A 6,568-nucleotide genomic window follows, 5' to 3' on the forward strand; every position below is an offset into this window, starting at 1 on the left:
GACGGTACGAGAGATCGTGCGCGCGCTTGATCCTGCGCTCGTGACGCTGGCGTTGGCGGGGCCGGCGTCGTATCGCGGCCGGCACGAACTTGTCCTCCGTCGCCGCGCTGACCGACCGAATCAAACCTGGCAGTCCGATCACACCGAGCTAGACATCCTCATCGTCGGCTCCGACGGGAAGCCGGATCGACCATGGCTGACCACGGTGATGGACGACTACTCTCGCGCGATCTGCGGATACACGGTGTTCACCGGGGCGCCATCGGCGCTGAACACCGCACTCGCGCTCCGGCAAGCGATCTGGCGAAAGACCGACCCCGCCTGGGCGATGTGCGGTCTCCCCGACATCCTGCACGTCGACCACGGCTCTGACTTCACCAGCCACCATCTCGAGCGCACCGCGATCGCGCTGCACATCCGGGTGATCCACTCGACCGTCGGCCGCCCCCAAGGGCGCGGAAAGATCGAGCGGTTCTTCGGCACCATCAACACCGAACTCCTGCCCGCGCTGCCTGGACACCTCGCACCCGGCAACCGGACACCGACGCCGGTCCTCGACCTTCCCGGGCTCGACCGCGCGATTGGTGAATTCATTGGGACCTACAACGACCGGACGCACAGCGAGCTGGGAATCTCACCGCGAGATGCTTGGGTCGCCGACGGCTGGCTGCCGCGGATGCCCGACAGCCTTCAAGAACTTGACGGGCTGCTCCTTACTGTTCCGAAGAATCGGGTCGTGCAACGCGACGGCATCCACTTCCAGGGAGGTCCGTCGGCTACGGGCTCTTCTGAGCGAGGACCATTCCGACGAAGAATTCGAAGTATCGCTGGAAGTACTCCTCGACCGTTTCGCCGGGGAGCTGTCCCAGTAGCTGCGGCGTGAGCGCCCCGAGCGAGGCCGTCCGTCAGTGTTCTCTGGCAGGACCGGGGGTGGTCGCGTCCTTGGCTGTGTCGTCGGGGTCGGCATTCTGTCGGATCTCTCGGCCCTTCTCGATGTCCTGCCGCTCCTTCTCGGCGGCCTTGTCGCTCTTGCGGGTGTCGCGCGGAGGTAGCTGGATGTCCTCCTCGGCGGCGATGCCCGCCTGCAGCTGGCGACCTCGCTCGAGCTCAGCATCGAACTCCGCGCCGAACAGCAGCGCGAGGTTCGCGATCCACAGCCAGAGCAGGAAGATGATGACGCCCGCGAGCGAGCCGTAGGTGCGGTCGTAGTTGGAGAAGTTGCCGACGTAGAACCCGAAGGCTGCGGTGGCGAGAGCGAGCACGATGATTGCCAGCAGGGCGCCCATGCTGATCCACCGGAATTTCGGCTGCTTCGCGTTTGGGGTGGCGTAGTAGAGGATCGCGACGACCAACACCACGATGAATATGAGCAACGGCCACTTGGCGATGGACCAGATCGTCTGGGGTACGTCGCCGATGCCGAGTGCGTCGCCGATCGCCTTGGTGACCGAGCCGGAGACGACAAGAATGATCGCGGCGATGACGAGCAGCACGATGGTGATGACGGTGACCAGCAGCTGGGCGGGCTTCAGCTTCCAGAACGGCCGGCCCTCTTCGATCTCGTAGATCCGGTTCATCGCACGGCTGAACGCTCCCACGTACCCGGATGCTGACCAGATCGCCAGCAGGATGCCGGTGATGAGGGCGAACCCGGCACCCGGGGACTCGGCGATCTGCTCGATCGGTCCGCGGATCGTGTCGACCGTGTCGCCGGGAGCGACCTGCTCGATGATTCCCAGCACCGCGTCGCTGGCGGCTTTCCCCTGCCCGACGACACCCAGCAGCGAGAAGATTGCAATCAGGCCCGGGAAGAGCGACAGCACAGCGTAATACGTCAGCGACGCAGCGATGTCCGTGCACTGGTCCGAGGAAAACTCGCGAATAGTCTTCCGCAGTACGTATTTCCAGGACCTCTTGTGCAGATCGTCCGGGGAATCCGGCTTGCCTGATGCTTCGGGGTCCGGGGCGTTGCGCGGGGTGGCGGGGGCTGTGCTGGTCATCGCAGGTTCCTTCGTAAAGGGACGGGCCCGTCGTCTGACGGGCCCGCCCGATTCGTGCGGGGTCAGCTGTCGGAGATGTTCTCGCGAGCGTGCTGAGCCTGGTCTTTCACGTCGCTGGCCGCGCCCTGGACTTCGTCCTTAACGGTGGCGACGGAGTCCTGCGCCGACGACTTCACGGATTCGACCGACGCCTGCAGAGGCTCCTTCAGATGCTCGCCGACTTCTTTCGCAGCATCGGTGACCTCGTCAACCAGCGGCTGCGCCTGCTCCTTCACGGTTGCAGCGAGGTCCTTCTCCTTCGATGACGCGGGGATCAGCGACGCCGCGAGCAGGCCGGCACCGAACGCGATCAGTCCGACCGCCAGCGGGTTCCCTTCTGCTTTGGCGACCGCGCGGTCCTTCAGATCTCCGGCGTGAGAGCCCGCATCCGACAGCGACGAGCCGGCGTCATCCGCGGCGCCCATCACACGCTCACGGACGGAGGTGAAGGCGCCACGGACCTTGTCGACCTGTCGGTCCACGATCTTCGACGGGGAGACCTTATCGGCCAGGGCGTCCACGTCCATGCCGAGGTCGTGGCGGGTCCGCTCGATGTCGGCGCGGATCTCGTCGGGTGAATCGCTCATCGGTTCTCCTCATTTCTCTTCAGCGTTTCGGGGATCTCTTTCAGGGTGTCCACGGTCTGCGGGACGCCCTTCACTTGCTTGATCTGGCTGCGCCCGACCAGGAACAGGATCAGGGCGATGACTGCCCACAGGACCGCGACGACAACGCCGGACCAGCCGCCGCCCATCAGCGTTCCCAGAGCCCACCACAGCGCGACGGACAGGAAGAACACCGCCATCAGTGCGCCGTAGCCGGCGGCACCCATCAGGCCCGCACCCTTGGCGGACTTCGTGGCCGAGTCCTTCAACTCTGCTTTGGCGAGGGCGACCTCCTGGCGCATCAGCGTCGAAATGTCACGGGACACTTCCCCGAGGAGATCTCCGATCGAGGTCGATGCGGCTTTCGCTTCAGACGGTGTCGGGGCGGTCATAGCCGTCCTCCCCCAGAATGTCCGGACGGCTGGCGGCCGCCTGCGAGTACACGGGCGTGCCAGCGCCCGTGTCGTTCACCACGGGGACGGGCACGGACGGGTCAGGGTGCACCTGCGGAGGTGCCGGCACGGGAGCGGCGTCTTTATCGTCGGAAGCATTCGCGGCGAGGGCGCGGGTGAGGCGCCCCACAACGATGCCGCCGATCGCGGCGGCGAGGATGAACGTGCCGGGCTTGCGACGTGCGTAGCGCTTGACCTCCGTGAGCACAGAACCAGGGTCCCGGTCGCCGAGCCAGGTTGCGGCAGCAGACAAACGCCCCGACACCTGCTGGACCAGATCGCTGGCGACGCCACTGCCTTCCGAGTTAGTGGCCATGGAGCCGAGCTCGTCGCTGACAGAGCGAAGACCACCGGCAAGACGCTGTTGCTGGGTGTTCGCCTGCTCCGACAGCTCCCGCTGCGTCTGCGCATACAGATCCTTCGCCTGCGTCTTCGCCTCCCCCACGACGGTCGCAGCCTCATCCTTGGCGGTGCCAAGAACGTCCTTCGCCTGAGTTGCCGCCGTGTCCTTCAGGTCGGTGGCTTCCTGCTTGACAGCATCCACCTTGCCCGAAGAACCAGGGGCGTTCACGCCCGAGCCGCTCGGGCTGGACGTCTCATAGTTGTCCGACATTAGTGCTCCTCTCGCGGACCGACCGAACAGTCGGTGGAATCCGTTCTACACCGTCTCCCCCGCCTCGGTCAGGACCCTTGCTCCGAACAGACTTACAGTGTATTTAGGCCGAGCACACAGAGAGACTTAGTTAGTAAGCCTGCATACAGTACGCGCCTCGAACCCCGGAGGCAACCACCTCCTGCGCTCGTTCCGAAAGCGCCTACTTTCGCCGTATGAACAGCAACGATTCCCACGAGCCCCGGGAACCCGGCGCACCCGTCTACGACAAGGACTCCTCTCACGCAGCCGTCCCCGTCGATGCGAATCACACTCTCCGCACCGATGTCCACGAGCGTGAGAAAGCAGAATTCGGCGGGTTCAAATTCGGATCCGCGTTCTTCGGATGGCTGACCGCCATGGGCACCACCGTGCTTCTGACCGCCCTGGTCGCCGCGATCGGGGCCGCTGTCGGGCTCGGCAACGGCACCACCCCAGAGGAGGCCGCCGACGCCGCGACAGAGAACGTCGGCGCGACCGGCATCATTAGCGCCATCGCGATCGGACTCGTCCTGCTCATCGCCTACTACGCCGGGGGCTACGTCGCCGGACGGATGGCCCGCTTCAGTGGAGTCAAGCAGGGTGTCGCGGTGTGGCTGTGGGCGATCGTGATCGCGATCATCCTCGCCATCGTCACCGCGATAGCCGGTTCCCAGTGGGACATCCTCGCCAACCTGCAGAGCTTCCCGCGCATCCCCGTCACCCCCGAGACAGCCACTCTCACCGGCATCCTCACCGCCCTCGGTGCCGCTGTGGTCGCCCTCATCGGCGCGATCCTCGGCGGCCTTGCGGGGATGCGGTACCACCGCAGGGTCGACCGCGTGGGACTTGGCCGGTAACCCCTGCCGTCGTCGCCCCTGACACACCGACTTCCTCAACCACCCACCACCCGCACGACCGAACGAAAGGCAACACCAATGATCAGCGAACAGAACATCGCCAGCCTCATCGGGGCCACCGTCACGGACACTGACGGCAACAAGATCGGAAAGGTCGGCCAGATCTATGTCGACCCCACCAGCGGTCGGCCGAAGTGGGCAACCGTAGCGACGGGCTTGTTCGGAACCTCGGAATCGTTCGTCCCGCTCGACCAGGCCGACGCCGTCGACGGAGATCTCCGAGTCCCGTACGCGAAAGACTTCGTCAAGGACGCACCTCGCATCGATGCTGGCACCGACCTCACCGACAACGAACAGGACGAGCTGTACACCTACTACGGAACCGGCGCCGCTCCCGTCGCCAACGCACCCGCGGACCGGGATGTGGCATCGACCGACGGCTACGACACCTCCGGACCGACGACCGACGACGCGATGACTCGGTCCGAGGAGCAGCTGCACGTCGGCACGGAGCGCGTCGAGACCGGCCGAGCCCGCCTCCGCAAGTACGTCGTCACCGAGCAGGAGACCGTCACGGTCCCCGTCAGCCACGAAGAGGTTCGTCTCGAGCGTGAACCCATCACGGAGGCGAACGTCGAAGACGCCCTGGATGGTCCGGACATCAGCGAGGAAGAGCACGAGGTCGTCCTCACGGAGGAGCGCCCCGTGGTCGAGAAGGAGACGGTGCCGGTCGAGCGTGTCCGCATCGGCACAGAAACCAACACCGACACTGAGCAGGTCAGCGCAGAGGTCCGCAAGGAAGAGATCGAGCTCGAGGGCGACACCCACACCGACCCCTGACAACTCCCCGTCAGCCCCACTGAAAGGAGAATCCGATGGGTATCGGAGATGACATCAAGAACACTGCCGAAGATCTGAAAGGCAAAGCCAAGGAATCTGTCGACAAAGCAACCAACGACAAGTCGACCACAGCCGACGGCCACGCCGACCAGGCCAAGGCCAGCGCGAAGAAGGCTGGCGAGAACGTCAAGGACGCACTGTCCGACAACTAACAAATCGCGCTCCCTCGTATCCGGTGCCCACGCCCCCGCGGGCACCGGATACTTCTCTGCTCGGCACTCGGTGCTTGCGTCTCACTATTTCGCGTGCGGGTCTCCCGCACCGCGGAGACAACGAGGGCCAGGGCGCCGGAGAGTCAAAACACGCCAACGCGGCCGGTGAGCGTCTTGGTCGGACGCGAACACTAGCCGTCAAGGATCGGTGAGAGAATGAAGATTCACGACACGACGATTCCCTTCGTCTCGCCTGCTTGCAGAGGTGTCCGCGACGATACGACCGAGGAATGCACGTCATGGGAAAGTTCATCTACGAAGGCGGACTGAAGGTCGACATCGAAGATCGGGCACTCAATCACCTCCAGCTCGTCATCTCGGCGAAGCTCCGCCGTGGTGAGCCCTTCGCCTTCACATGGAAAGGCGATGCCGGTACGGGCGGTGGCCGCCCAACGGTGTGGGTGCACTCCGGAAGTGCGCTGGTATTCAAGTACTTCGGGGGCCGGCAACCGGCAATCAATCGGGCGTGGGTCGATGCCCTCGCCTTCGCCGCCAACTCTCCCACGGGCCTGTACCTCACTCCCGAACCCGCCGAGGGCACTCGCCTCGAACGCGATCTGGATAGTGCACCAGCCTGACCCCAGCGCGCAAGCCCCTTCGATCCCCAAACGCACGGCTCGTACCCTGAACGGATGAGCGAGCGCATCACACTTCAGACGCTTGTCACCATCGACGGGGCAAGTTTCATCCTCTCCCCGACGCAGGACGCGGTAAAGCTCTGCGACGATCTCGAAGCGGCGGCCGCTAGCTGTACTGACCCGGATCGTTGTTGACGTAGGAGAGACCTCCGTAGTCGAGTTGGAGCTGTCTAGGTTCCCTCGAGTCCACGGAGGTCTCTCGTGTCTCACGCTAATGCCCGGCTGGCTCCG

At 64.7% G+C, this 6,568-nt stretch carries 10 protein-coding genes; 6 read left to right on the plus strand and 4 right to left on the minus strand.

Annotated features, from left to right (window positions below; genetic code table 11):
- Positions 1 to 16: 16 nt before the first annotated feature.
- Entirely contained in the window at positions 17 to 883 is an 867-nt protein-coding gene (locus ACQUSY_RS05245; protein ID WP_428903451.1) for a DDE-type integrase/transposase/recombinase, read from the plus strand.
- Positions 884 to 905: 22 nt separating this feature from the next.
- Here the strand turns inward: ACQUSY_RS05245 and ACQUSY_RS05250 are convergent, their stop codons facing one another.
- The 4 genes from ACQUSY_RS05250 to ACQUSY_RS05265 form a co-directional block, all read right to left on the minus strand.
- Positions 906 to 2,000, minus strand: a complete 1,095-nt coding sequence (locus ACQUSY_RS05250; protein WP_428903452.1) for a YihY/virulence factor BrkB family protein — start codon at positions 1,998 to 2,000, stop codon at positions 906 to 908.
- Positions 2,001 to 2,062: 62 nt separating this feature from the next.
- Positions 2,063 to 2,626, minus strand: a complete 564-nt coding sequence (locus tag ACQUSY_RS05255; RefSeq protein ID WP_428903453.1) for a DUF3618 domain-containing protein — start codon at positions 2,624 to 2,626, stop codon at positions 2,063 to 2,065.
- A complete protein-coding gene (locus ACQUSY_RS05260; RefSeq protein WP_428903454.1) occupies positions 2,623 to 3,036 on the minus strand; it encodes a phage holin family protein in 414 nt (137 codons plus the stop codon). The genes ACQUSY_RS05255 and ACQUSY_RS05260 overlap by 4 nt, the downstream gene beginning before the upstream one ends.
- On the minus strand, positions 3,014 to 3,709 hold the full coding sequence (locus ACQUSY_RS05265; RefSeq protein WP_428903455.1) for a hypothetical protein: 696 nt from the start codon (positions 3,707 to 3,709) through the stop codon (positions 3,014 to 3,016). Before ACQUSY_RS05265 ends, ACQUSY_RS05260 begins: the two co-directional genes overlap by 23 nt.
- A 215-nt stretch (positions 3,710 to 3,924) precedes the next feature.
- Between ACQUSY_RS05265 and ACQUSY_RS05270 the strand changes: the two genes are divergently transcribed.
- From ACQUSY_RS05270 to ACQUSY_RS05290, 5 genes are all read left to right on the plus strand, one after another.
- Positions 3,925 to 4,587, plus strand: a complete 663-nt coding sequence (locus ACQUSY_RS05270; protein ID WP_349885760.1) for a hypothetical protein — start codon at positions 3,925 to 3,927, stop codon at positions 4,585 to 4,587.
- Between the two features lie 78 nt (positions 4,588 to 4,665).
- A complete protein-coding gene (locus tag ACQUSY_RS05275) occupies positions 4,666 to 5,427 on the plus strand; it encodes a DUF2382 domain-containing protein (RefSeq protein ID WP_428903456.1) in 762 nt (253 codons plus the stop codon).
- Positions 5,428 to 5,462: 35 nt separating this feature from the next.
- Positions 5,463 to 5,639 (plus strand): CsbD family protein, encoded by a 177-nt coding sequence (locus tag ACQUSY_RS05280; RefSeq protein WP_428903457.1) that lies wholly within the window; start codon positions 5,463 to 5,465, stop codon positions 5,637 to 5,639.
- Positions 5,640 to 5,938: 299 nt separating this feature from the next.
- Complete coding sequence (locus tag ACQUSY_RS05285; RefSeq protein ID WP_428903458.1) at positions 5,939 to 6,277, plus strand: DUF7882 family protein; 339 nt, start codon at positions 5,939 to 5,941, stop codon at positions 6,275 to 6,277.
- 54 nt (positions 6,278 to 6,331) lie between these two features.
- Positions 6,332 to 6,472, plus strand: coding sequence for a hypothetical protein (locus ACQUSY_RS05290; RefSeq protein WP_428903459.1), 141 nt, complete (start codon positions 6,332 to 6,334; stop codon positions 6,470 to 6,472).
- Positions 6,473 to 6,568 lie beyond the last annotated feature (96 nt).

Source organism: Microbacterium daqui, assembly GCF_050408675.1.
Lineage (GTDB): Bacteria > Actinomycetota > Actinomycetes > Actinomycetales > Microbacteriaceae > Microbacterium.